The organism is Gluconobacter cerinus, from assembly GCF_002723935.1.
In the GTDB taxonomy this organism is placed as follows: Bacteria; Pseudomonadota; Alphaproteobacteria; order Acetobacterales; family Acetobacteraceae; genus Gluconobacter; species Gluconobacter cerinus.
Genome location: NZ_BEWM01000001.1, coordinates 386,689 through 410,348, shown reverse-complemented (window position 1 = coordinate 410,348; position 23,660 = coordinate 386,689). Strand labels below are relative to the sequence as shown.

The following is a 23,660-nucleotide window of genomic DNA, read 5'->3' as shown; positions in this document are numbered from 1 at the left end:
GCATGATGGGGGCAGGTTGCGTCGGTATTCTGGCCGGGGCGGGCCCCTTGCCTGCAAAGGTCGCTGCGGCTGCCCTGGAAAAGGGGAAGTCGGTTTTTGTGGTCGGCTTTCGTGATTTCGCGGACATGGCCCGTCTGGCACCTTATCCACATGAAATCATCCGCCTTGCTGCTGTAGGAGAAATCCTGACAGCCCTTAAAAAGCATGGATGCAGGGAACTGGTTCTGATCGGGCCGGTTCGGCGCCCTGCATGGCGTGACCTTCGCCCTGATGCGGAAGGGGCGCGTGTTCTTGCACGTCTGGGACGCGCAATTTTCCTTGGCGACGACGGGCTTCTCGGAGCAGTTGTACGCGTGCTCGGGGAAGAAGGGTTCATTGTTCGTGGCGCCCATGAATTCCTTGATCATGCTACCGGTAAGAGCGGGACGCTTGGTCGAGTTGTGCCAGACGAACAGGCGCGTCAGGACATAGCGCGTGGTGTTCAGGTGCTGAGGGCCATGGCTGCGCTGGATATCGGGCAGGGGTGTGTCGTCCAGAGCGGTCTGGTTCTGGCTGTCGAAGCTCTTGAGGGCACGGATGCCATGCTGGGGCGCTGCGGCAAGTTGATGCAGGCTGGCAGTGGCGGCGTTCTTATTAAAATGCCCAAGAGCGGACAGGACCTGAGGGCAGATATGCCGACAATAGGTCCAGAGACGTTGGAAAATGCGGCCCGGAACGGATTGAGGGGCGTCGCGTTTCAGCCTGGTGTCACGTTGTTGACAGACCCTGACCGCTGCGTCGCCTTGGCTGACCGATACGGACTATTCCTTTACGGGCTGACAAGCGAAGATCTGAAAGAAGAAAAATGAGCACATTTCTGCACACGATGGTTCGTATTCGAGACATTGATCGCAGTCTGGCGTTCTACAGCCTTCTTGGCATGAAAGAACTGCGCCGCAAGGAAGTTCGTGAAGGCCGTTACACACTCGTTTTCATTGGATTCGCTGATAATGAGAACGGACAGGCTGAAATTGAGCTGACCTATAACTGGGATCAGGAAACGGATTACGACGTTGGCACGGGATTCGGCCATTTTGCGATTGGCGTGCCGGATGTGGCTGCGCTTGTAGAGGCTGTTCGGATCGGCGGCGGCAAAGTGACCCGTGAAGCCGGGCCACTGAAGTTCGGCACGATCATCATTGCCTTCGTGGAAGATCCAGACGGCTACAAGATCGAGCTTATTGAGAAGAAGTAGGTTTCTTCAGGAGGCGCAGTGCTTTTTCCAGCGCCTCGACAATTGTTCCTGCATGTTTTCTGACGGATTCGTCTGAATGGGATGTCAGGATGTCCGCACACAGCATCGCCGGGGACAGGGCATTTCGCAGATCATGTCGAAATGCTTTGGAGTCGTCAGTTGATGACGGTGGTAGAGCGGGATTTTGGCTCATATCCTTAAGTTCCTGAGGGTGTAGCATTGACAGGGGAGGGTCGGGTGAGTACAAGCCCGGGTCTCATTCACCGGGCGTTTCGTGCGCCCGATCGACGCGGATGTCCAGAGAGGCGTCTGCATGGTTTTAAAGGATCGATGTCATGAAGCGCACGTATCAACCCTCCAAGCTGGTTCGTAAGCGTCGTCACGGTTTCCGTGCACGTAGTGCTACAGTCGGTGGCCGCCGCGTGCTGGCAAACCGTCGCACCAAGGGCCGCTCGAAGCTCTCCGCCTGAGCCGGAACCACACAGCTGGCCGCCTGAAAAAGCGGCCGCAGTTTCTGCGTGTTGCCGGGAAGGGGCGTAAAGTCGCTACCCCGGGAATGGTTGTGCAGATGCTGCAGGATGATAGCCAGCCTGATAGCCGTGTCGGCTTTACCGTCACGAAAAAGGTTGGAAACTCTGTCATCCGTAACCGCACAAAACGCCGCCTCCGTGAGGCGCTGCGTCTTGTAGCGCGTGAGGACGGTCTTCCTTCGGGAGACTTTGTCCTGATCGGCCGCGATGGTACGCGCCGACGAGAATTTCCCCTTCTTCAGGATGATCTTCGTAAAGCGCTCCGCAAGGGCCTGGAAAAATGACACGCCTTTTCAATAAGGCTGTCACCGTCTTCCTGCTTGCGTTGATTGACGCTTACAAGCTCTTCATCAGTCCCTATCTGGGCCGAAACTGTCGTTTTGAACCCGGGTGCAGCACCTATGCCATCATGGCGATCAAGGGGCATGGGCCTGTTCGGGGCGGCTGGCTAGCATTGAAGAGAATCCTCCGCTGTCACCCCTGGTCAAAAGGGGGATGTGACCTCCCGCCCGAGGCTCATCGGCATTAAAAACGCGTGCGCCTATTGTTTTGGTAACGGTTTTCGGCCACTTGAGGCTCAGCATTCCTCCGTTAGAGACGAAAGACCGGCATCAGCCCGATGGAAATCAAGCGCATCATTGCGGCCATTATCCTCTCGGCCCTCATCCTGATCGGTTTCGACTATTTTATGCCGAAACCCCGTCCGGACAGTCATCCGGCTGTGACGCAAACCACTGCGACACAGTCTCCGTCCACTCCGGCTGTTGCTGGTCCGGCTCAGGCCTCGCCTGAACCGGAAGTGGTCGCTCGTCGCATTGCGATTACCAGCGACGACGTGCAGGGCTCCCTGAACCTCAAGGGTGCGCTTCTGGATGATGCGGTGCTGACGAAGTACCGTGCCACTCTTGCAAAGGACAGCCCGCTTGTCCGTCTGCTGGACAAGCCCGGCAGCGAGCATCCGAACTTCTTCGTAATTGGCTGGAGCAACGCTCCGGGGTCCAATGCGAAGGTGCCGGATTTGAACACTGTCTGGACCAGTGCGGACGAGGCACTCTCTCCTGGCCACCCGGTCACGCTGACATGGGATAACGGCGAAGGTCTGATCTTCTCGATCCACCTTTCAGTTGATGAGCATTATATGTTCTCGGCTGTGCAGTCGGTGGAGAATCATTCCTCCCAGCCTGTTGCACTGCTTCCGTTCCAGCGTGTGCAGCGTGACTATCAGGCTCCGGAAGGTTTCTGGACGGCACATGAAGGCCCTATCGCCGTCATGGACGGTCGCCTGAACGACGAGACCTACAAAAACGTTCGCAAGGGTGCTGAGCATCCCGACCATACGTTCTGGGCCAAGGGTGGCACCGGTGGCTGGGGCGGTATCAGCGACAAGTACTGGCTGACGGCGGTTGCACCTGACTCCACGTCTTCTGTGACGGCAAGCTTTGCTTACGTTCCGGAAAATGCAGGGTCCTATCGTATCGGCTTCGTGTCTCAGGCTCCGCAGCAGATCATGCCGAATGGCACTGTTACGCAGACAAGCCATCTTTTTGCTGGTGCAAAGGTGCCAAGCCTTCTGCAGGCTTACAGCAGCAACCTACACATTACAGATCTCGATAAAGCCATCGACTTTGGCTGGTTCAGTTTCCTGACGCGTCCGATCCTGTATCTGCTGCACTGGCTGTATCTGCATCTGGGCAATTTCGGTCTGGCGCTGATGGCGCTGACGCTGATCGTCAAGATTGTGCTCTTCCCGCTGGCATCCAAGGCGGCAGGATCTTCAGCGCGCATGCGTCTGCTGGCCCCGAAGATCAAGGAGATCCGTGAGAAGAACAAGGACGACCCAATGGTGATGAACCAGAAGGTCATGGCGCTCTACCGCGAAGAGGGTGTTAGCCCTGCCAGTGGGTGCCTTCCTGTTCTGATCCAGGCTCCGATCTTCTTCTGTCTCTACAAGATGCTGAACATCAGCATTGACGAGCGTCATGCCCCGTTCTTCGGCTGGATTCACGATCTGTCCGTCCCAGATCCGACGAACATCTTTAACCTGTTTGGTCTGATCCCCTTCGACCCGACTGTGTATTTCTCCTTCCTGCACGTCAGCATCTGGGGAGCCGCACTGGGCGTGACTTTCTGGCTGCTCCAGCGCCAGACAATGGTCAGCATGGACCCGGCTCAGGCCCGCATCATGCAGTTTATGCCGCTGGTCTATGTGTTCGTGATGTCCAACTTCCCGGCCAGCCTTCTGGTTTACTATACGTGGAACAACCTGCTGACATTCGCCCAGCAGTCCTTCATTCAGAGCCGTGCCAAGTTGCCGGTTCCTGTTACTAAAAGTGGACGCTGAGACATCATGAAAGAAGCCGCTGGCCCTCCTACCCCTGAACAGATCGAAGACGGTCGCCTGCTCTTCGCAGGGGAGTGCGAGTTCTTTTTTGGTTCACAGAAGATCGACCAGCTTCCGCCGGTCGGTCGGCCGGAAGTTGCTTTTGCCGGGCGTTCTAATGTTGGCAAGTCCAGCATCATCAACGCCCTGACCGGGCGTCGTGCGCTGGCGAGAGCATCTTCGGAGCCGGGGCGCACCAAGCAACTCAACTTCTTCAATCTCGCGGACCGCATTTCTCTTGTGGATATGCCCGGTTACGGTTTCGCGAAGGCTGCGAAATCCGTCAAGGAAGACTGGCAGAACATGATGTTCGCCTATCTTCGTGGACGGACAACGCTGGCCCGCGTCATTTTGCTTCTGGATGCGCGGATTGAGATCAAGCAGTCTGACAGGGACGTCATGGATCTGCTGGGGCGTGCGGCCGTGGTATTCCAGATTGTGCTCACTAAGTGCGATCAGGTTCGGCCGACTGCACTGAAAGCCAAGATTGCGGAAGTTGAAGCGATCGCTCTCAAGCAGGCTGCGGCCTACCCACGGATCGTCTGCACCAGCAGCCAGACCGGGGAAGGGATTGAAGATCTCCGCGCGGAGATTGCCCGTTTCGCAGATCCTGTTCAGACGTCAGGGGAAGGAGATGTCCGGCCATGAGTAAAAAGACCCACAGTGAAAAGCTGCCGGAGATTCCCCCGGCGGTGAATATGGACGATGCCCAGCAGCAGGCTGCTATTCTTGCAAGCGCGCTGCCGTACCTGCGTCGTTATGCTGGTGACACGATCGTCGTAAAGTATGGCGGTCACGCAATGGGTGAGGGCAAACTCGCCAGTGCTTTCGGGTATGATATTGCCCTGCTGAAACTGGTCGGGATCAATCCGATCGTTGTGCATGGTGGCGGTCCCCAGATCAGTTCCATGCTGGATCGTCTCAATATCCGTTCAGAGTTTGTGGATGGTCTGCGCGTTACCGATAGTGCCATGGTCGATGTGATCGAGATGGTTCTGGCCGGGAGTGTGAACAAGCAGGTTGCCCAGCTTATAAACCGTGCTGGCGCCATGGCTGTTGGAATTTCGGGCAAGGATGGAAGTCTGATCCAGGCCCGTAAGGTTACCCGTACGCGGCGCGATCCGGACAGCCAGATCGAGAGCGTCATTGACCTCGGTTTCGTAGGGCAGCCTGAGAAGATTGATCCGCGCGTTCTTTATGCTCTGCTTGGCTCAGGTCTGATTCCCGTGATCGCGCCTGTGGGTGCTGGCGAGAATGGTGAGACCTACAATATCAATGCCGATACGGCAGCAGGTGCCATTGCTGGTGCAGTTCATGCATCACGACTGCTGATGCTGACGGACGTTCCGGGCGTGCTGGACCGTGAGGGTAAGCTGATTGAAGAGCTGAGCGCAGAAGAAGCGCGCAATCTCATCAAGGATGGCACGATTTCCGGCGGCATGATCCCGAAAGTTGAGACCTGTCTGGACGCTGTTCAGAGCGGTGCCAAGGCTGCGGTTATTCTCGACGGTCGCGTGCCCCACACCTGCCTTCTGGAACTCTTTACCCGAGCAGGTCCAGGAACTCTCATTAAAGCCTGATTTGGCTTATGGCGCTTCGTGTGAGAAGCGCCATTTTTTTTGCTCTTCTTCTCCGGTCTGGAGAGCCTGACTGGCTCTTTCCAGAAGATTGTCTGCCGTATTTTCCGGATCATTCGCTTCGCGGCACATCAGTCCGATGTGTAACGGGAGATGCACTGGTGGATTAATCAGGATCGGGATGCCATGCGCCGTCATCCGTTCGGCACGCTCAGCCATAGCGAAGCGATCCCCTCCGTCCAGCCAAAGCGCAAACATGTTGCCACTAAGCCGGGCAATAGCATCGGTTGGGCGTACGGCTTTGCGGAGTAAGGCAACGCATTGCGTGAGCGCTTCTTCTCCTGCCTGAAACCCATGTGTTTGGGTTATTTCGCTCAGGCCGGGAACATGCGCGATCATGAGGGTCGCCGCGAGGCAATCACGATCCAGACGCGGAATGCGTCGCTCCATTTCCTGCTTCAGACCTTCCCAGTTGAGAAGGTTGGACGAGAGGTCATAGTGAGCGCCTTTCAGGACGGTCCTGTGCAGCCCTTCCAAATCTTGCAACGTCGCAATGAAGGCCAGAAGAGTACGGATAAATTCGATCTCTTCCGCTGACCACGGTGTTTCTTTCCAGCACAGAAGGCCGAGAGGTGCCTGGCTTCTGATGGCCTCGCACACCAACAGCGCGTGACGGGCGGCTGAGAAAAACTGAATGACGTCGTGATTGAGCAAAAAGTCGTACCGTTGCAGTTCATTCTGAAACCCCTCTGGAATTGGGGCGGATTGATGCAAAATCAGACTATGATCCGAGGCTGTGAATGAGCTGAAGAGCAAGCACTCAGCCCCAAGTGCTTCCTGTACTTTGGAGAGAGCCGCTGCGATGCCTAGTCGCGGCAGAATGGCGCTGCGCATACAGGCCAGGCTCTCTCGCAAGAGTTGCAAGCTTTGAGGGGAGGTGGGCTCGGTCATCGGAGGGGGCGGGCTTTTCAGGCCAATGTCATGCATTGCCGCAAAGGGTCCATGATTTTGCGGCTGAACGTGCCGCATCGTTGAAGCGAGAGATGTGCTGCGTCGTGAATCGATGTGAGAACACCGTCTGGCATCTTGGGCATTCCGGGGTTTTTTCCAGAAGCGAAAGCGCTTGGATTTTTCATAGGATCAAAAGGTAAACAAAGCCTTAACGTTGGTCTGGATGTTGCTCACAGGGAAAGAGCCGTTGACAGTCGGGATCGGGGACCGCATGGTCCGGCGGTTTTCTGCTCCTTTTCCGGATTGGTCCTGATGCCTCACGATACGCTCCGCACCGCTATTGACGCTCTTTGGGAGCGTCGCGCTACTCTGAACGCCCAGACTGAGGGAGAGGACCGCGAGGTCGTCGAAACCGCTCTCAAAGGGCTGGACGCTGGTACGCTGCGTGTTGCCGAGCCGAGCGAAGATGGCTGGGTTGTCCATGAATGGCTAAAGAAGGCTGTTCTGCTCTCATTCCGCCTGTACGACAGCCGCGTGATGGTGGGTGGATGTGGCGGTCAGCCTGCTTTCGATAAGGTTCCGCTGAAGTTTGAAGGCTGGGATCAGTTCCGGTTTGCTGAAGCCGGTTTCCGTGCCGTTCCAGGTGCCATTGTTCGTCGATCCGCGTTCATTGCACCGAATGTTGTTCTGATGCCGAGCTTCGTGAACGTGGGTGCCCGCGTAGATAGCGGCACGATGGTCGACACCTGGGCGACGGTTGGTTCCTGCGCCCAGATTGGCAAGAACTGCCATATCAGCGGCGGTGCAGGCATCGGTGGCGTTCTTGAGCCGCTTCAGGCTGCTCCAGTCATCATTGAAGATGACTGTTTCATCGGTGCCCGTTCGGAAGTTGCTGAAGGCGTGATCGTGGAGAAGGGCTCCGTCCTGTCCATGGGCGTGTTTATTGGTGCCTCTACGAAGATTGTGGACCGTGCGACGGGTGAAATCTTCATGGGACGTGTGCCGGCCTATTCCGTGGTTATCCCAGGCACGCTACCGCCGAAAGAGCCAGGTCAGCCGTCCCTCGCATGCGCTGTGATCGTCAAGCGCGTTGACGAGCGTACCCGCTCCAAGACGTCCATCAACGAACTGTTGCGCGACTAAAGTCATGCAGTCCCCATCTTTTCCGACTGATCCTGTTGCTCTCGCGCAGGATCTGATCCGCTGTCAGTCCGTCACACCAGCCGATGACGGAGCACAGGCTCTTTTGGCGTCTGTGCTGGAAGGGATGGGGTTTGAAGTGGTCCATTTGCCGTTCGGACCAGTGGACGCTCCGACGCCGAATTTTTACGCTAAAATTGGTACTGGGCGTCCGTCTCTCTGCTTTGCGGGCCATACGGATGTGGTTCCCCCCGGTGAAGGGTGGGCACACGATCCTTTCGCAGCGCAAATTCAGGATGGGCGACTGTATGGCCGTGGGATCGCGGACATGAAAGGTGGCGTCGCCTGTTCCGTGGCAGCCATCGCTCGTTTTCTTCAGAACAATACCCTCAAGGGGTCAATCTCCCTGCTCATTACGGGTGATGAGGAAGGCCCGGCGCATTTCGGTACGAAGCCGGTCATTGAATGGCTGGCGGCTCGAAATGATGTGCCTGATTTCTGCCTGCTCGGAGAACCCACAAATCCTTCGGCTCTGGGGGATACCATCAAGATTGGTCGCCGGGGCAGCATGAACGCGGACATTGTGGTTCGGGGCGTTCAGGGACACGTTGCCTATCCGCATCTGGCCGATAACCCCATCCATCGCCTTCTTCCAGCGCTCAGTGAATTGACTGGACGCTGTCTTGATGAGGGGACGAAGTGGTTCTCCCCGTCTTCATTGCAGGTCACGAGCGTTGACGTAGGCAACCCTGCGACGAACGTCATTCCTGCTGAGGCTAGGGCACGCCTGAACATCCGGTTCAATGACCGTCACACCGGTGCGGCCCTGACTGAGTGGATCCGTGAAGTTGTGGCCCGGCATGCCCCTGACAGTGACGTGACGGTTTCCATCAGCGGGGAGGCGTTTCTGACGCAGCCGGGTCCAGCAGTTCAATGTCTTGAGCGGGCTGTTCAGGATGTGACAGGGCGGCAGCCAAAACTCGATACGGGTGGAGGAACGTCTGATGCGCGCTTCATTTCGCAGCACTGTGCCGTAGCGGAGTTTGGTCTGGTTGGGGCGACAATGCATAAGCGGGACGAGCATGTTGACGTCTCGACCCTTGAAGATCTGACGCAGATCTATCTGACGTTCATGGAAAGATTTGGCCTGTGACCCCAGACCGTCCAACCGGTATTCCCCCGCTTGGAGGAATGAGTATCCCACTGGGCGTCTGGCTGCTGGGGCGCGGACGTGCGGTGGGGATCAACTGTTTCTCCCCCGGGGTTCAGCCGCTGATGGCGGCTCTGGCGCCCACCATTGCCATAACCTTGATCGAACTGGTGAGTGTCTTCTTGTTGCCTGCCGATCAGCGGGAATTGCAGGCCATACGCGCATTGGTTCAGCTGGTTTGCCCGTTGCTTCAGCTCATCGTCTCGGAACGTTATGCCGTGTTCGTGGGCCGGAAAGGCTTGTGGACCCGGTATGCGACGGCCTCGCTCTGGTGCGCGTGGCTACCGGTTATCATGATGATCATGGCCGAAGGCATCATGAGGATCATCCTGCCCGCTGCTGCCTCGTCTTCTGCTGCGCTGGCCGGTGTTGCGGTGGGTGTATGGCTGTATAGCCTGTGGCTAACCTGGTATGTCACACGGGTTGGACTTGTGATGACGGCATGGCAGGCCGCCATTATGACCGTATTGCAGACGGTGAGTGTGTTTGTCCTGATCGGCCTGCTCTTGCTGGTCCCACCGCATTACAATGCGATAGCCGATCTGTTCGGAGCTTAGGCGAACGGATCTTCCGGATAGCCGACGCCTGTGAGGCAGAGGCCATCCGGTGGAGATGTTGGTCCGGCAGCGCAGCGGTTCCGGGCTTCCAACACTTCGCGCATCTTTTCCGGTGGCCACTGGCGAGAGCCCACCATGACCAGAGAGCCGACCATATTCCGGACCTGATGGTGCAGGAAGGAGCGGGCTTTCGTATTCACGATGACCAATTCGCCTTCCCGGTGAATGGTCAGAACATCAAGGGTGCGGACAGCACTTCGGGCTTGACAGGCGATCGCCCGGAATGACGTGAAGTCGTGCGAGCCCAGAAGGTAGTTCGCGCCTTCCTGCATCAGGTCTACATCCAGAACGCGCTTGACGTGCCAGACGTGTGTCTCCTGTAAAGCAGGGCGCGCCTGACGGTTCAGGATCTTGAACTGATAGCTGCGCCAGATGGCGGAGAAACGTGCGCTCCAGTCCAGGCTGACCTGTGCGGCCTCCAGAACCACGACCCTGTGGGGCTTGAGGTAATAACCCATGCCATCGCGGATCTGACGGCCGTTGATCTTGGCGTCGCCCGGGAAATCGATGTGAATGACCATTCCGGATGCATGGACACCGGCATCGGTACGGCCTGCGGTGATGCTGGAGACCGGACGATTTCCAACAAGCCGAGACGCTGCCGCCTCAATGAGGCTCTGAATAGAGACGCCGTCTTGCTGTTTCTGCCATCCCACAAAGCCCGTTCCGTCATATTCGAGACGTAACGCCCAGCGGGAAATATCCATTTCAGTCAAAGCTTGTGCCTGCCGGAATTGCTTGTCCGCGTACGAAATCTGCAGCGTCCATCATGCTGCGTCCGGGTTTCTGGATACGGTCAATGCGCAGTGCGCCGGTGCCGCAGGCAATGGTCAGAGCATCATCCAGTGCGGTACCGGCGACAGGCCCTGCAATTTCAGGACGTGGGGTAGCTGCGCCGATTTTGAAGACGACACCGTTTAGCATCGTGAATGCGCCGGGCCATGGTGTCAGCCCCCGAATTTGGCGATCGATTTCTTCGCAGGACTGTGACCAGTCGATACGCCCGTCTTCGCGCTTCAACATATGCGCGTATGTCACGCCGTCTTCAGGCTGTGGCACAGGCTGAGGCTGCTCACTCAGTGCTCGAACAATCAGCCTGCCGCCAATTTCCGCCAGACGATCGTGGAGCGTGCTGGCGGTGTCTGACAGGCTGATTGGCGTGGCTTCCTCCAGCAGGACCGCGCCCGTATCGAGACCCTCGTCCATCTGCATGATGGAAACGCCGCTTCTGGTGTCTCCAGCCACGATGGAGGACTGGATAGGAGAAGCTCCGCGCCAGCGGGGAAGCAGGCTGGCGTGAATATTCAGGCATCCCAGACGCGGGGCATCCAGCATGGCTTTCGGCAGGATCAACCCGTAAGCAGCAACCACTGCGGCGTCTGCATCGAGAGCCGCAAACGCTTCATGCTCTGCTTCGTCCCGGCGAACGCGGGCAGGCGTACGCACTTCAATGCCTGCCGCTTCGGCTGCTTCATGGATAGGGGAGCGCCGTACGGCCTTGCCACGTCCTGCCGGACGAGGGGGCTGCGTATAAACGGCAACGATTTCGTGTCCTGCAGCCATGAGGGCATGCAGGGCCGGAACCGCGAAATCCGGCGTACCCATGAAGATCAGACGCATCAGAGATTAACGCCTTCTCAGCTTCTGCTCTTTGGCCAGGCGGCGCATGATCATGTTGCGCTTGAGTGTGGAGAGGTGATCCACGAACAGGATACCCTCCAGATGATCCATTTCATGCTGGATGCATGTCGCCAGCAGGCCATCAGCATCACGCTCGATGATCTCACCCGCGAGGTCGCGGTAACGCACGCGAATCGATTCGGGACGGATAACTTCCGCATACTGGTTCGGCAGTGAGAGGCAGCCTTCTTCCCGTACGGCCATCTGTTCGGAATCCGTGACGATCTCCGGATTGATGAGAACCATGGGCTCGCGGGGGGCGTCTTCTTCAGCGACGTCCACAAGGGCGAAGCGCATATCAAGGCCAACCTGCGGGGCTGCGAGGCCAATGCCGGGAGCCTTGTACATGGCGGAAAACATGCCTGGAAGCTGTTCACGCAGGAACGCCATGTCCTCTGCGCGGACGTCACGGGTGACCTGACGCAGTACGGGCGCAGGGGCAATCAGGATCGGGGTCGGCGGCACCGCGTCGATGCCGGACAGGAAATCGAATTCGCTCATGCCTTGCGATGTAGCGAGCGACGACTGTTTATGCCAGTCCCGAGCAAGCATTTCCCGAGGCAGAACTTGCATAGAAAGCCTGCTCCACCATATCTTAGGGTCACGTCAGATGCCTCATGGAGGGTCTGGTTCCCGCTGTCTCGCTCATGGAGGAGGCTCTAGCCCTATGTCCGGTCGCTTGTTTACATCCCCGATGTTCCTTGGTTTTGATCATCTCGAGCAGATGCTCGAGCGTGCCTCCAAGTCTACGTCAGACGGTTACCCGCCCTACAACATCGAGCAGCTGAGCCAGACGGCGCTCCGGATTACCTTGGCTGTAGCCGGGTTCGTGATGGATGACCTTCAGATCACGCAGGAAGACAACCAGCTGGTGATCCGTGGACGTCAGACCGATGACAGCCAGGGACGGATCTTCCTACATCGTGGTATTGCTGCACGGCAGTTCCATAAGGCGTTTGTTCTGGCTGAAGGCATAGAGATTGGCGGGGCATGGCTTGATAATGGCCTGCTTCATATCGATCTTCTACGTCCGGAGCCTGAAGTCCGTGTCAAACGGATTGCTATCACGCAAGGACGGCGCACTGGCGGGAGCCCGCAGACGGTTCAGCACGAAGTTGTCCCGCCTGTGGTCAAGACGGCACGGCGGACCCGGCCGGTGCGGGAACTCGACGACGAGTAAGTCACGTATCGACAGTATGAATGTTTCAACCTGACTGCGGCTGAAAAGGCCCTCAGGTGTCAGTAAGGATTATGAATTGAACAACCCGTTCGAAAACAGTGATGGGCAGGAAGATGTGCTCCCCGCAGATCTGAGGCGGATCACGGGGCCGCAGCTCCGGACGCTGGGCATGTCCCAGCTGGCCTATGTCAAATCAGTACTGCATGACGGCGAGCTGATGGTGGCGATTCACGCTGCTGACGGCACACCAATGGCAGTCGCTGAGGATGAGGAAAGCGCTATGGACGCGATCCTCGAACACGAATTGATTCCTACTCTTCTTCAGTGAAGGTTCCGGCGTGAGCATTAACCCCGACATTACCCGCCATCTTGAAGAAAATCGTCTTGCTGGCGTCGTGACCCATAATGGCTTGGCTTATCTCGCCGGTCAGGTCGCGGATGATGCCACGCTGGATACTGAAGGCCAGACGGCTGATATCCTGCATCAGATTGACGTGCTTCTGGCGGATCTGGGTACGGACAAGACGCGTATCCTGTCTGTTCAGATCTTCCTGACCGATATCAATGAGATCGGGAACATGAACAAGGCCTGGGATGTGTGGCTGGATACGGGCCATAAGCCCGCTCGTGCCACGGTTGAGGCCAAGCTGGCCGATCCGGACTGGCGGGTGGAAATTACGGCGATTGCTGCCCTGCGCTGAGCAGAAGCAGCTCCCAATAAAAAAGCGGTACGGCCAAAGAGGCCGTACCGCTTTTTTTGTTTGTCCGGGACCGTTCAGATCCCGGTATGGGTTTTATTCAAACGTGCCAGAAACGGAAACAACGGCAGCGAAGCCTGTGCCGACGCTGTAGGTCGGCTGGGATGCAGAGAGTGTCTTGCCATAGACGCCGCGTGTTGTTGTGGCGTTGCCAGAGAAGCCGTTGACCTGTGCCAGATAGTGACTGTCTCCAACATTCATGAGGCTCAGCATGGCTTTCGGGCGAATGCGACCGATTTTCGGAAGATAGCGACCCAGCGAAATATCCGATGTGATGTAGGACGGAATGGACTGGTCGTTCATCAGTGTGGCGTACTGGGAGTCCGTGTAGCGCAGGTTGAAGTTCGCGAAGTTGGTGCCATCGTCATAGGTCAGGCCCAGAGCGCCGGTGAACTTCGGGGACGCGACTTCCTGCTTGCCCTTCGTGCGCAGATAGTCGCCCTGGTAGGCGATGTTGTTGCCGACACGCGTATGCATGAACTGCCCGGACGCATAGGCGCTGATATGGTGCCAGGGGCGCGTTGAAATTTCAGCCTGTACGCCCTGTGCGCTTTCGCCACCCGCATCGATCGGCTGGCTGATCATGATGGTGGAGTTGGGAAGATAAGAGACGCTGGTGATCTGGTGATGCGTCAGGTTGTAATTGAACAGCGCCACGTTGAACATGATATCGCCCGAATGGCGGTATCCGATTTCCTCACCGATCATGTATTCCGGCTGGAAATTTGTCAGCGGGAGGGAGGCTCTGTTTGCGCTTGTGAAGCTGTAAACTGGCACCTGCGCCTGGAAAGAAGACGGTGCGCGATAGCCGGTCGTGCCGTTCACGTAGATCTGGTTTTTCTGATCAAACTGGTAGCTGATCAGGACCTGCGGGATGGGAACAAACATGTTCTCCACGGATTTGAAATTGGCTCCTGGCAGATCCTGACTGAAGCTGCGGGAGATCATGTTGGCACGCAGGCCCGCGTCGATGGTCAGGCGGTCATGGAAGAGTTTTACCTGATCTTCCAGACCGATGGCGTTCAACTGCTGGAAGCCATTGATGTTGTACTGGCTGACGGACACGTTGTTGAAGGCCGTCAGGTAGCCGTTATTCTCGGTGTACTGGCCGGATGCGTTGACCGGGTAATGGTTCTGGTACTCGGTATGGACCGCATAAGAATACCAGTAGGAGAGTTTCAGCGTATTGAAGCCGCGATGCCATGCACCAACAAGATTGATACCGCTGGACGTCTGGACCCATGGGTGAATACTGATGGCCGTGACATTCCCTGTCTGGCCTTCATATCCGTTCAAGGATGAATATTGCTGGGTGCCGACATAGCCGTTGGACGCTGGAATATTGACGCCGTAGTTGTTGGGGCCGAACGTCTCGATGGCATAGGGTTCAGCGTCAAGCGTCAGGCCATGTCCGAAATCGAAATGGTTTTTAAGCGCACCGACTACGGCATTCGTCGCCTTGGTGTTGAGCTTGTAATAGAGCGTGTCGCCCTTCGTGTAAGTCCCGTGCGTGTTGTAACCGGTGCCGTAAGTGTTCCACTGCGCCAGCGTGGGATAGAGCCACTCGGTCTGGTTGGCTTTGTTATATCCGAAAATCAGCTCGGAGCTGCTTTTGGGGGCCCATCGCTTTTCGATGGCGGCGTCCACATGCCAGCGGTCCATCTGCCCCGGCCCGCGCCAGAGATTGGCGCTGGAATAAGAGCCGGATGCGAAGGCCCGGACGCCACTATGCCCGATTTCACCCGTATCGAAGCGAACGAATTCCTTGTTCGTGCTGTGTGTGCCGCCGGAGGCTTCGGCATAGGCTGTCATCTTGTCTGCGGGGTGGCGCAGGGACAGTGTCATCTGTGCGCCATCAGCGTTGTAAACGGGTGCCGTGAGGTCTGACGAGCCCTGACTGACGGAAACGGACCCCAGGTTTTCGTTATCGACCATGGCAGACGTATAGGCGCCGTAAGTGAACGGGTCGGCGAGGGGAATGCCTTCATACACCATGCCGATCTGGGTCTGATCCAGGCCACGGATATGGATGGTTTCTGCGGTCGTGCTGAGCGGCCCCTCATTGGTGGCCTGCACGCCCGGAAGGCTGGAGACCAGAACGCCGGGCGTAACGGTCGGGGCCTGTTTGGAAATATAGTCCTGCGTGACGGTGCTGATGGTTTTGGCTTCCGTATGATGCACCATCATGCCGCCGCCCTGTGCCCGGCGACTGGCGCGAATGCTCATGCTCTCGGCTGAGTGGCCTTCCAGATCGTGTGGAACTCTTAGTGCGGTTTTTGGAGCGGGAGCGACAGGCGTCTGTTTTGTCTGGGTTTTTCCGGTGTGATGGACGCGGGCATGTGCCGGACCGGTGCTGCAGATCAATGCTGGAACGAGTGCGGAGGCGCAGAGCAGATAAAAAGAACGTCTCTTGTAGGAAGGCATTGTTATTCCATCACACGGCACGTTTGGCCTGAGGCCACCTCCCGGAAGGAGGCATGGGTGGAACTACGGGCGCTTCCAGATCATTTCAAAGGATGTTTTTATGAACATGAAATGAAATAAATAAGTCATCATCATAAAACGTTCAAAACATTACGGTTGTCATATGTCTTGTAGTGATCTGTCATCCCGTTGCTTCTGAGAAATGGATGACATCACATGAACCGCTTCACGTATGGACTGGTCTTTTCTTTTTTTGGTCTTTCGTCATCTGCCTTGGCGCAGGAAATTCCCAATGATTTACATCTGAATCAGGTTCAGATCATTGGAACCCATAATAGTTACAGAACGGATCTTTCCCCCGCGACGCTGAAATGGCTTCAGGCGGTTTCCCCAAAAGCCGCAGAAGCGTTGGACTACAAGCACACGACACTGGACCGGCAGCTCGATGGTGGCGTTCGCCAGCTCGAAATTGACATTTATGCCGATACTCAGGGCGGTCAGTATAGTCATCCAAAGGGGCCGGAGTGGGAGCGTAAAAGCGGCATTACCCCCGATGCTGATCCGGCATCTGCTGCAGCCATGCAGGGTACCGATTTCAAGGTCATGCATATTGTGGACATTGACCAGCACTCGAACTGCGAACCTTTCAGCAAATGCCTTCAGATCATCCGGACGTGGTCAGATGAGCATCCGGGGCATTTCCCGGTGTTCATTGATGTCGAAACGAAGCAGGACATTCCATTCAAAAGCGACAAGATGACTTTTACGGTTCCCGAGACGTTTACGCCTGCAACCTATGATCGTCTCGACAAGGAAATCACGGATGTTATTGGCCGTGATCATCTCCTGATTCCTGACGATGTTCGGGGGACGGCATCCTCGGTCAATGAAGCGATCCGAACGAAAGGCTGGCCTACACTGGCGTCTGCGCGTGGCAAGATCATCTTCGTGCTGGATCGTCCTCAGGATACGGCCCGTTATGTGCTGAACCATCCGGGCCTGAAAGGGCGCGTTCTGTTTACCAATGGTCGACCGGGTGATCCGGATGCGGCTTATACGGAGGTCAATGAAGGTTTCGCCGGTCAAAAAGGCGCGTCTTTTGATAATGCTGAGGCTGCCCGGAAAATCCCGGAGCTGGTTCGGCAGGGTTATCTCGTGCGGACGCGGGCGGATGCCAACACGATTGAGGCGCGACAGAATGACCTGAGCCGCCGTGAGGTGTCCTTCAAGAGCGGTGCGCAGATCATCAGCACTGATTATCCGGCTCTCGAGCCCGCGCCCTGGCATGACTACAAGGTTCAGTTTGCCAATCAGGCGGTGGCCCGATGCAATCCGGTTAATGCTCCCAAGGACTGCCGGGATGGCGCGTTGATCAAGGACTGAGACCTTCAGGCTGTTGGGTCATGAAGGGCGAGCTAGTGCTCGCCCTTTTTTGTGGATCAGAGCGTGGCGTCGAACACGACGTGTTCTGCCGTTTCGCCGCCGCTTTTCATGCAGTACGCCGCGAACATTGCGATCACGACGAAGCATCCCATTGGTACGATATATGCAAGCTGCATGTTTCCGCCGGTAGCGTCAGAAATATAGCCCTGCAGAAGCGGGAGAATGCCACCGCCACTGATGCTCATCACCAGAATGGACCCGCCATATGCGCGGTCATGGCCGAGTTCATCGACGGTCAGGCCATAGATGGTTGGCCAGCAGGGGCCGAGCAGTCCACTGACGAGGATGGCCGCGTACACAGCCGTGAAGTCATGCACCATCACCGCATAGCCCAGCGCAACGATGCAGAGCAGGCTGTAAACAAACAGAACCCGTGCCGGGCGGGCGTGCCGCATGAAAAAGTTGGCTACCAGCTTGCCGACAAAGAACGCACAGAAGGATGCGATCAGGTACACGGAGGCCTGTCGTTCGTTGATGTGCCCCAGCCGCATGGAAAGGCGAATAATGAAGCTCCAGACGCCAACCTGTGCGCCGACATACAGAAACTGTGTCAGGATACCGAGGACGAAGCGCTTATTGGCGAACAGCCGTTTGAGGGCGTCGGCCGTATCCAGTTCGTGACTGCGCTGCTGATCGCGCCCTTTGCAGGCGGGATAACGCGTGATGCCAATTGCGATCATGACGACCAGCAGAACCCCGAGGATATAGACATACGGCTCAAGGGTGGCATGGATCATGCCGAGTTGATGCTGCCAGGCCTGAGCGGCCGGCATGGCGGAAAGCTGCTCGCGTGACAGGTCACCATCTTTGAAGATCAGGTAGGCCCCCATGCTGGAGCCAAGAATGGCGCCAATTGGCTGAAATGCACTGGCAAAGTTCAGGCGGTGCGTTCCGCGTCCCGGTGGGCCGAGCAGGGTGCAATAGGTATCGGCCGCAGTTTCGATGAAGACCAATCCTGCCGCGACGACAAAAAGAGCGACAAAAAAGATCTGGTATGTCGCGAAATGGGCAGCAGGGAAGAATAGGCAGCAGCCGATCAGATACAGAAGCAGCCCGAGTTGGATCGACCATTTGTAGCTGAAGCGCTTGATGATCATGCCCGCAGGAATGCCCAGCACGAAATAGCTGATGTAGAATGAGAACTGCACGAGCGCGGACTGAAAATCCGACAGCATGAAGGCTTTGCGGAACTGCCCGATCAGCACATCATTGAGGCTCATCGCACAGCCCCAGAGGGAGAACAGGCAACATAGGAGGCCAAAAGCCAGAAGGGGTGTGCGGTTCAGATAAAAGCCGTCCGGGAGTTGGACGACAGGATCGGACTTGGCCACGGATTGCCTCACAGAAGTTTATTGAGCGCTAAAGTTTGGGATTAAGGATGTATCTGCGTGAGAGACGCATATGATTGGTTTGTTGTTATATTAAGCGGATATATCACACATAAAATGTTTTAAAAGCGATAATGCTCATTCGCTTTGCTATGCCGTCTCGAACATGGATCACATTCGATGGAGGTCAGTTGGGATTGGGGGAATGGTAACGCGCCATAAACCCAGTCAAAGATCATTTTGCCCTTATTTTTAATTTGAGAAGCTTGTCCTTGCGTGATGCGTGAGTTTCATGCCGTGACAGGGTTAGCTCTCCTCAACCATTTGCAATGACCAGTCTTTTAAGCATTGTTCGGGGTAGGTGCGGCGTGAAGAAGATCTCGTCTGTCGCATGAATAAAGCGGGTTCCGGCATAGACTTTGGCTTTCAGGGGTTCCGCCCGTGTTGGGATAACGGTAAGTCCCGACAGCCCTTTGTTTCCCGCTTTTCAGTTCCTCTGAGGACCCATGATTCGTCTCGATAACATCAGTAAGCATAACGGCCAGCGCGTCATTTTTATTGAGGCCTCGGCCGCTCTTCTGAAGGGCGAGAAGGTGGGTCTTGTCGGTCCCAACGGTGCGGGAAAATCCACGCTGTTCCGCATGATCACAAAGCAGGAAGAGCCGGATGAAGGGAACGTTCTGACGGATCGTGGCGTCACCATAGGCTTCTTCAGCCAGGATGTGGGTGAAATGTCCGGCCATAGTGCTGTGGCGGAAGTCATGAACGGGGCAGGTGCCGTTTCGGAAGTGGCTGCCGAGCTGGCCGAATTGGAAGCCGCCATGGCGGACCCAGAGCGGATGGATGAACTGGACAGCATCATTGAGCGCTTTGGTGAAGTGCAGAGCCGCTTTGAGGATCTTGGTGGCTATGCGCTGGATGGCAAGGCGCGTGAGGTTTTACACGGTCTCGGGTTCACCCAGGAAATGATGGACGGAGACGTCAGTCTTCTGTCTGGTGGCTGGAAGATGCGCGTGGCGCTGGGCCGCATTCTTCTGATGAAGCCTGATGTCATGCTGCTTGATGAGCCGAGCAACCATCTTGATCTGGAAAGTCTGATCTGGCTTGAGCAGTTTCTTGCTGGTTACGATGGCGCATTGCTCATGACGTCTCATGATCGTGCTTTCATGAACCGTATCATCAATAAAGTGATTGAAATTGATGGCGGTAACCTGACGACGTTCTCTGGAAACTACGAATTCTATGAAGAACAACGGGCCTTGAACGAGAAGCACCAGCAGGCACAGTTTGAGCGCCAACAAGCCATGCTGGCCAAGGAAATCAACTTCATCGAGCGCTTCAAGGCCCGGGCGTCTCATGCCGCGCAGGTTCAGAGCCGTGTGAAGAAGCTGGACAAGATTGATCGTGTGGAGCCGCCGAAGCGTCGTCAGGCCATGAGCTTCGAATTCGCCCCGGCTCCGCGTTCGGGCGATGTGGTGGTCAACATTCAAGATGTGGACAAGCGCTATGGCAGCCGCACGATTTATGATGGATTGGATCTGATGATCCGTCGGCGTGAGCGTTGCTGCATCATGGGTGTGAACGGTGCCGGCAAGTCCACATTGCTAAAACTTGTGACCGGTACGACAGAGCCTGATTCCGGAACCGTAACCGTCGGCAGTAATGTAAAGATCGGGTATTTTGCCCAGCACGCCATGGATCTTCTTGATGGCGACCGAACAGTTTTTGAGATGTTGGAATATACGTTCCCGCAGGCCAACCAGGGCGCTCTACGCTCGCTCGCCGGTGGTTTCGGATTTTCGGGTGACGAAGTGGAAAAGAGTTGCCGGGTTCTGTCTGGTGGCGAAAAGGCCCGCCTTGTCATGGCTCTGATGCTCTTTGATCCACCGAACTTTCTCGTACTCGATGAGCCAACCAACCATTTGGACATGGCCACGAAGGAAATGCTGATCACGGCCCTCGCAGACTATGACGGAACCATGCTGTTCGTTTCCCATGATCGTCACTTCCTGGCAGCCCTGTCTAATCGCGTTCTGGAAGTCACGCCGGAAGGTGTGCACCAGTATGGTGGCGGATATACGGAATATGTGGCGCGTACGGGGCAAGAAGCGCCGGGCCTGCATTGATGATGATTGTTTGATTGATGACGTCAAGAATAAATATATTATGACTAAAATTAATTACGCCCCTCTTGATAGATTCATTAATGGAGTGATAAAAATAGATAATTTATTAGAAATAGATGTTTTTTAACTGTATATATGATCGAAATATGAATAGTTAATTAATAATTGAAATAAAGGAATATAAATAATTATGAGTATTTCAGATATTGAATGTGAGGGAATTGAAAATTCTGTATTCCGCGGGGAGCCGGAAGTATTTTTGCGTCGGAATATCTTATATGTCCCTAATTTTGGAGGGGGAGGGGATAATTCTTTCGGTTTATACGATGAAACCGGGCGTCAGCTCTTAAGTAATGCTCACTTTCATGGAATACCATCAATTCTGAAAACTCAGCCTATTTTAACGAATTTAATGGCATCAAAGTCGCGACCTCGTATAGGGCACGCAATTTACGGCGGAGCTATTGGAAATCACTACGGACATTTTATAACAGAGTGCTTTAATATTTTATGGTATTATATTCTTTATGGAAAGAAAAACGATAAAATATTATTCCACAGTAATCTTAGTGTGGAAGAAATATATGAAAAAACTTGGATGCGTGATTTTTTAAATTACGCGGGAGTCGAAAAAGAGCAAATTATTATTTCGAAATACCCTGTAGTGGTAGAAAATCTAGTCGTTCCTGGTCAAGCATTTAGTGAAGATGGTTTCGTATATGAAGTTTACGCTTTAGCTTGTCAGAAAGTAGGTGCTACCGCAATACGACACGCATCTCCTCTTCCAGATGGGGCGGTTTATTTTTCTAGAAACAATATAGAATATGGAACCCTAAAGGTTATTAACGAATATTCTTTGATGGATGCTCTTTCTAAATTTGGAGTTAATATAATTTATCCCGAAGAATGTTCTGTTGCTACGCAAATCGCAGCTTTGCATCGACCATCACTGGGCTTGATCGGATCGGCTTTTCATGCCTCTATTTTTGTGGATAAGCCGCATGCAGTGATATTGTGTCCAACAAAATCTCCTCGGCGTTCCTATCATTTGATGGATGCCGTTCATAGCGCCTCTATAAAATATGTAAAAGAAAGTCAGATCATCCGTTGCGAAAGTCCTCCAAATTTTCGGATAACATTTAGCCTGTCTGATCCTTCTGCTGTAGCTGATGAAATGTTCTCGCGGTTATTTAGTATAAGTTATAATCAATTAAATGATAAAAACTTTCTTCCAAAAAACGAAATTTTAAAAATCAATAATATTTATGCAGAAAATGGTGATCCGATTGTTCTGCATTGTCCTAGTGAGCGAATGTACTCAAGAAGTCCATTAAAAAACGATGTTAATGTTCTGGCTATTACATTGGGTAAATATATTTTTTTGGTAGCACAAGATGATGATGCACCTATGCTGATGGTTGTTAAAGAAAATAAAGCTGCTCCAGTTCTGGTTTATAAGGGAGATAGTTTTAACGGTGGGCTTGCATTACAGGACTTGCGTACAAAAACATGGCTGAAAGCACCTCCCTCTCAAGTGGGGTTATGTCTGCATGGCGATGCTCAAGAAGTAAAAAAATGGGAGAGCTTTTTTCTAAAACCAAATGATTTCTTAGAATATTCTGGTCGATTGGCAGAAATTATAAGGGGTCTTCAAGATTTAGCCGAAAGCGGTGATATATACGATGTATCTCTCCGGTATCCAATACTTAGAGATGCTATTAAAGATTTGGATTTCAGCTTAAGGAATTAAAATTAATGATCTTTCCTCAGGCGTCGCCTCTGGCTGGATTTTGCGATCCCCATGCCTTCCCGATATTTTGCCACGGTTCGGCGCTGGATGGCGAACCCTTCTTTTTGAAGTTGGGTCGTCAGGGCATCATCTGACAGGATGTAGTCACCTTCTGAAGCGATCAGCGTTCTGATGCGGTGCTGAATGGCGCTGGCACTTTGCGTGGAGCCGTCGCTGGCCTGAAGAGCCGTAGAGAAAAACATACGAAGCGGAAGAATGCCGCGGGGTGTGTCTATGTACTTCCCGTTCACAACCCGGCTGACCGTGCTTTCATGCACATCTGCGCCTGTGGCGAGGTCGCGCATGGTGAGGGGGCGGAGAGCAGCGAGGCCCTCTTCAAAGAACGTCGCCTGCTGACGGACAATCTCTGCTCCGATCTTCAGAATAGTCTGGCGACGCATTTCCAGAGCGCGGATGACAGCATTGGCCTCGTTTGCATAAGCAAGAAGCTGTCGCCCGGCGTCTGTTGAACTGTCGAGCGCGCTTTGCATCTCCAGATCCACGTGACAGTGGGGCAGCAGGCGATGATTGAATGTCAGGCGGAATCCAGGACCATTTTTGCGGAGGATCAGGTCTGGCTGAATGGGGGAGACTGGCTGGCGCGGATCAAAGCCTGGCCTGGGATTAAGAGCCTGAATTTCTGTCAGCATATCGAGCAGGTCGTCCTGTTCGAGCTGACACTTCTGACGGAGCAGCCGCCAGTCCCTTCGAGCTAAAAGATCGAGGTTAGCCAGAAGAACTTTCATGGCGGGGTCTAGCCGGTTTTTCTGTTCCACCTGGACCGCCAGACACTCTTCCAAGGAGCGTGTAAAAAGACCAGCAGGCTCCAGTCGCATCAGAACTTGGCGGATAGTTTCAAGAACAGCGGGCTCGACACCAAGTTCGACCGCAAGGCCTGAAACTGCTTCCGGCAATCGTCCGGCCTCATCGAGGCAAGCCAGAAGATAAAGAGCGGCGGCACAGTCCTGCTGAACGGGAAACCGGAGGTGGATCTGGGCAATCAGATCATCATGAAGTGTGGGGCCGGGGGCCGCAGTCTCTGGTCGTTCCGAACCCGAAGTAAAGCGTTCGGGGTCATCGTCGTGCAATTCAGATGCAGGATCCGCGGGCTCTGTGTTGGGTGCAGTGTCCGTGGATTCCAGAATCAGAAGGGGGTTCAGTTCCGCAATCTGCTGAAGTGATTGCGTCAGTTCCTGATGGCCTAGTTGCAGCATCGCAATCGCCTGACGCAACTGTGGCGTCATGACGAGCGACTGCGACTGGCGCTGTATCAGACCGGGACTGAGCATCCCG

The 23,660-nt window shown here is 54.9% G+C and carries 25 protein-coding genes; 17 read left to right on the top strand and 8 right to left on the bottom strand.

The features are described from left to right. The first annotated feature begins 2 nt into the window (after nucleotides 1-2). A complete protein-coding gene (locus tag GCE01_RS01865; protein ID WP_083956267.1) occupies nucleotides 3-848 on the top strand; it encodes an LpxI family protein in 846 nt (281 codons plus the stop codon). Then, a complete protein-coding gene (gene gloA / locus GCE01_RS01860) occupies nucleotides 845-1,234 on the top strand; it encodes a lactoylglutathione lyase (RefSeq protein WP_046899777.1) in 390 nt (129 codons plus the stop codon). Before GCE01_RS01865 ends, gloA begins: the two co-directional genes overlap by 4 nt. Here gloA and GCE01_RS01855 read toward each other — a convergent pair. Beyond that, the gene (locus tag GCE01_RS01855; protein WP_232309105.1) at nucleotides 1,218-1,427 is read right to left on the bottom strand and encodes a hypothetical protein; all 210 of its coding nucleotides are present in this window, start codon (nucleotides 1,425-1,427) and stop codon (nucleotides 1,218-1,220) included. The genes gloA and GCE01_RS01855 overlap by 17 nt on opposite strands. Before the next feature lie 142 nt (nucleotides 1,428-1,569). Here GCE01_RS01855 and rpmH point away from each other — a divergent pair, with 142 nt between their 5' ends. The 6 genes from rpmH to argB all read left to right on the top strand — a co-directional run bounded on the left by rpmH (nucleotide 1,570) and on the right by argB (nucleotide 5,724). Beyond that, entirely contained in the window at nucleotides 1,570-1,704 is a 135-nt protein-coding gene (gene rpmH, locus GCE01_RS01850; protein WP_010501271.1) for a 50S ribosomal protein L34, read from the top strand. After that, complete coding sequence (gene rnpA, locus GCE01_RS01845; protein WP_046899775.1) at nucleotides 1,701-2,048, top strand: ribonuclease P protein component; 348 nt, start codon at nucleotides 1,701-1,703, stop codon at nucleotides 2,046-2,048. The genes rpmH and rnpA overlap by 4 nt, the downstream gene beginning before the upstream one ends. Then, a complete protein-coding gene (yidD, locus tag GCE01_RS01840) occupies nucleotides 2,045-2,293 on the top strand; it encodes a membrane protein insertion efficiency factor YidD (protein WP_086634463.1) in 249 nt (82 codons plus the stop codon). The genes rnpA and yidD overlap by 4 nt, the downstream gene beginning before the upstream one ends. Before the next feature lie 90 nt (nucleotides 2,294-2,383). After that, on the top strand, nucleotides 2,384-4,105 hold the full coding sequence (gene yidC, locus GCE01_RS01835) for a membrane protein insertase YidC (protein ID WP_099210558.1): 1,722 nt from the start codon (nucleotides 2,384-2,386) through the stop codon (nucleotides 4,103-4,105). Between the two features lie 6 nt (nucleotides 4,106-4,111). Further along, the gene (gene yihA, locus GCE01_RS01830) at nucleotides 4,112-4,792 is read left to right on the top strand and encodes a ribosome biogenesis GTP-binding protein YihA/YsxC (protein ID WP_086634465.1); all 681 of its coding nucleotides are present in this window, start codon (nucleotides 4,112-4,114) and stop codon (nucleotides 4,790-4,792) included. Further along, complete coding sequence (argB, locus tag GCE01_RS01825) at nucleotides 4,789-5,724, top strand: acetylglutamate kinase (RefSeq protein WP_086634466.1); 936 nt, start codon at nucleotides 4,789-4,791, stop codon at nucleotides 5,722-5,724. The genes yihA and argB overlap by 4 nt, the downstream gene beginning before the upstream one ends. Before the next feature lie 6 nt (nucleotides 5,725-5,730). Here argB and GCE01_RS01820 read toward each other — a convergent pair whose 3' ends face one another. Then, a complete protein-coding gene (locus GCE01_RS01820; RefSeq protein WP_244591046.1) occupies nucleotides 5,731-6,672 on the bottom strand; it encodes a GGDEF domain-containing protein in 942 nt (313 codons plus the stop codon). 312 nt (nucleotides 6,673-6,984) lie between these two features. Here GCE01_RS01820 and dapD point away from each other — a divergent pair, with 312 nt between their 5' ends. From dapD to GCE01_RS01805, 3 genes are read left to right on the top strand one after another with little or no spacing between them, the layout of a single operon-like run. After that, complete coding sequence (gene dapD / locus GCE01_RS01815; RefSeq protein ID WP_099211095.1) at nucleotides 6,985-7,815, top strand: 2,3,4,5-tetrahydropyridine-2,6-dicarboxylate N-succinyltransferase; 831 nt, start codon at nucleotides 6,985-6,987, stop codon at nucleotides 7,813-7,815. A 4-nt stretch (nucleotides 7,816-7,819) separates the two neighbouring features. Next, nucleotides 7,820-8,965 (top strand): succinyl-diaminopimelate desuccinylase, encoded by a 1,146-nt coding sequence (gene dapE, locus GCE01_RS01810; protein WP_099210554.1) that lies wholly within the window; start codon nucleotides 7,820-7,822, stop codon nucleotides 8,963-8,965. A gap of 38 nt (nucleotides 8,966-9,003) precedes the next feature. Beyond that, a complete protein-coding gene (locus GCE01_RS01805; RefSeq protein ID WP_174694767.1) occupies nucleotides 9,004-9,579 on the top strand; it encodes a hypothetical protein in 576 nt (191 codons plus the stop codon). Here the strand turns inward: GCE01_RS01805 and truA are convergent. The 3 genes from truA to def are packed head-to-tail and all read right to left on the bottom strand — an operon-like array spanning nucleotide 9,576 to nucleotide 11,820. Next, nucleotides 9,576-10,346 (bottom strand): tRNA pseudouridine(38-40) synthase TruA, encoded by a 771-nt coding sequence (truA, locus tag GCE01_RS01800; RefSeq protein ID WP_046899768.1) that lies wholly within the window; start codon nucleotides 10,344-10,346, stop codon nucleotides 9,576-9,578. The genes GCE01_RS01805 and truA overlap by 4 nt on opposite strands. 1 nt (nucleotide 10,347) lies before the next feature. Further along, nucleotides 10,348-11,259: a methionyl-tRNA formyltransferase gene (fmt, locus tag GCE01_RS01795; protein WP_099210550.1), complete on the bottom strand. Its 912-nt coding sequence runs from the start codon at nucleotides 11,257-11,259 to the stop codon at nucleotides 10,348-10,350. A gap of 6 nt (nucleotides 11,260-11,265) precedes the next feature. Next, complete coding sequence (def, locus tag GCE01_RS01790) at nucleotides 11,266-11,820, bottom strand: peptide deformylase (RefSeq protein ID WP_046899880.1); 555 nt, start codon at nucleotides 11,818-11,820, stop codon at nucleotides 11,266-11,268. Nucleotides 11,821-11,986: 166 nt separating this feature from the next. Between def and GCE01_RS01785 the strand changes: the two genes are divergently transcribed. From GCE01_RS01785 to GCE01_RS01775, 3 genes are all read left to right on the top strand, one after another. Beyond that, nucleotides 11,987-12,499: an Hsp20 family protein gene (locus GCE01_RS01785; protein ID WP_046899766.1), complete on the top strand. Its 513-nt coding sequence runs from the start codon at nucleotides 11,987-11,989 to the stop codon at nucleotides 12,497-12,499. Nucleotides 12,500-12,575: 76 nt separating this feature from the next. After that, complete coding sequence (locus GCE01_RS01780) at nucleotides 12,576-12,827, top strand: DUF1150 family protein (RefSeq protein WP_046899765.1); 252 nt, start codon at nucleotides 12,576-12,578, stop codon at nucleotides 12,825-12,827. 10 nt (nucleotides 12,828-12,837) lie between these two features. After that, nucleotides 12,838-13,200, top strand: a complete 363-nt coding sequence (locus GCE01_RS01775) for a RidA family protein (RefSeq protein ID WP_099210548.1) — start codon at nucleotides 12,838-12,840, stop codon at nucleotides 13,198-13,200. A gap of 93 nt (nucleotides 13,201-13,293) precedes the next feature. Here the strand turns inward: GCE01_RS01775 and GCE01_RS01770 are convergent, their stop codons facing one another. Beyond that, nucleotides 13,294-15,681, bottom strand: a complete 2,388-nt coding sequence (locus GCE01_RS01770) for a TonB-dependent receptor (protein ID WP_099210547.1) — start codon at nucleotides 15,679-15,681, stop codon at nucleotides 13,294-13,296. Nucleotides 15,682-15,897: 216 nt separating this feature from the next. Here GCE01_RS01770 and GCE01_RS01765 point away from each other — a divergent pair, with 216 nt between their 5' ends. After that, nucleotides 15,898-17,064, top strand: coding sequence for a phosphatidylinositol-specific phospholipase C1-like protein (locus tag GCE01_RS01765; protein ID WP_099210545.1), 1,167 nt, complete (start codon nucleotides 15,898-15,900; stop codon nucleotides 17,062-17,064). A gap of 56 nt (nucleotides 17,065-17,120) precedes the next feature. Here GCE01_RS01765 and fucP read toward each other — a convergent pair whose 3' ends face one another. Continuing rightward, nucleotides 17,121-18,455, bottom strand: a complete 1,335-nt coding sequence (gene fucP, locus GCE01_RS01760) for an L-fucose:H+ symporter permease (protein ID WP_099210543.1) — start codon at nucleotides 18,453-18,455, stop codon at nucleotides 17,121-17,123. A 503-nt stretch (nucleotides 18,456-18,958) separates the two neighbouring features. Here fucP and GCE01_RS01755 point away from each other — a divergent pair. Both GCE01_RS01755 and GCE01_RS01750 read left to right on the top strand, forming a co-directional pair. After that, the gene (locus GCE01_RS01755) at nucleotides 18,959-20,578 is read left to right on the top strand and encodes an ABC-F family ATP-binding cassette domain-containing protein (protein WP_099210540.1); all 1,620 of its coding nucleotides are present in this window, start codon (nucleotides 18,959-18,961) and stop codon (nucleotides 20,576-20,578) included. Nucleotides 20,579-20,768: 190 nt separating this feature from the next. Further along, nucleotides 20,769-22,328 carry a glycosyltransferase family 61 protein gene (locus GCE01_RS01750; protein ID WP_099210538.1) on the top strand — a complete coding sequence of 520 codons (1,560 nt, stop codon included), beginning with the start codon at nucleotides 20,769-20,771 and terminating at the stop codon, nucleotides 22,326-22,328. 2 nt (nucleotides 22,329-22,330) lie between these two features. Here GCE01_RS01750 and rpoN read toward each other — a convergent pair whose 3' ends face one another. Beyond that, entirely contained in the window at nucleotides 22,331-23,656 is a 1,326-nt protein-coding gene (gene rpoN, locus GCE01_RS01745) for an RNA polymerase factor sigma-54 (RefSeq protein ID WP_099210536.1), read from the bottom strand. Nucleotides 23,657-23,660: the final 4 nt, after the last annotated feature.